This window comes from Occallatibacter savannae (assembly GCF_003131205.1).
GTDB classification, from domain to species: Bacteria; Acidobacteriota; Terriglobia; order Terriglobales; family Acidobacteriaceae; genus Telmatobacter; species Telmatobacter savannae.
In genome coordinates, this window is the sequence record NZ_QFFY01000016.1 from 1 (window position 1) to 1,198 (window position 1,198).

A 1,198-nucleotide genomic window follows, 5' to 3' on the forward strand; every position below is an offset into this window, starting at 1 on the left:
CGCTCAGCGACTGTCTGGATTGTCAAGGTGGGTTGATGGAAAAGCGGAAAACGGTGGAGCTGTTTCCCGCTTTCCCACAACCACGGCTGCTGTCAGCAGAGTTGTTGATCAAGGAGGGCAGCAAGTGGGGACATGGCTTTGTGCTGTCGAACTTCACGAGCTTTGGCGTTGAGTCGGACCAGCAACTTGTGAGCTACGGCGATGCGGATTACCTTGGGCGGTTTGCCGGCAGCACGGAGACGTTGCTGGAAGGTAATGAAGTCTGGCTCGAAGCGAGCGACCACACTGCCGACCAGGAACAGGATGTCGCGGACCGCAGCTCGGCCTCCCCGTACGGCACGTTTGCCCTGGTGCTTGCCTGAGTCGTTGGCCAAGGGGGCCAGTCCTGCAAGTTTGGAGATGGTCTTGTTGGAGAGCGTACCGATCTCCGGCATCTCCGCCATGATGCGAGCCACGGTGCGGTCGGCTACCCCCTTGATGGTACGGAACGCCTGGTTGAGTGCGCGCCAGAGCGGGTCGGCATCGATGAGCGCGGCGATGGACTGTTCCAGCTCCCGCATCTGTTCGGCCAGGAAGGCCAGCATCTTGTCGAAGCCTTTCTGTATGGCGGAATTGATAACGAGCCGCTGCTGGTTCAACTGCGCGGTACGAACTTCGGTAAGCTGCCGCAGTCGGGTCACGCGAGCGCGTAACTCGAGCTGAGTCTGTGGGGCCAGGCATAACGGCTGAGACTGCTTGGTTTCCGCATACCAGGCGATCATGCCGGCGTCGATGGCATCGGTCTTTTCCAGAGACCCCATGCTCTGAGCGAACTGACGAACCGCGCGCGGGTTCACGATGGCCACCGGTAGTCCAGGTTCGGATAGTTGTGCAAAGGCCCGCTGTTCGTAGCCGCCGGTGGCTTCCATGGCGACCAGCGCAACTTGATGGGTCTGACAGAAGACAGCCAACTCCGCGATGCCATCCGGGGTGTTGGCGAAGGTGGCTGCGGCGCCGTCTCGCCCGATGCGTGCGGCTAAGCAAGATGAAGCGATATCCACTCCACAAATGATCCTTGTCACGGTAACCTGCCTTGTATGTTCGATTGAAATCGTGCGACTGTTCGGTCGTACGTGACTTGGGCAGCGGTCGCCTGTGCTGAGCGCCGGTCGTCAAGACCGCAGGATGAACGGGAGCCGTCCGCCCGCGGGGGAGCCGA

General features: G+C 60.7%; 1 protein-coding gene. It reads right to left on the reverse strand.

The genetic code is table 11. From position 1 onward, the window contains the following. Positions 1-92: 92 nt before the first annotated feature. Positions 93-1,061: an IS110 family RNA-guided transposase gene (locus DHV10_RS26845; RefSeq protein ID WP_109489519.1), complete on the reverse strand. Its 969-nt coding sequence runs from the start codon at positions 1,059-1,061 to the stop codon at positions 93-95. Between the last annotated feature and the right edge of the window lie 137 nt (positions 1,062-1,198).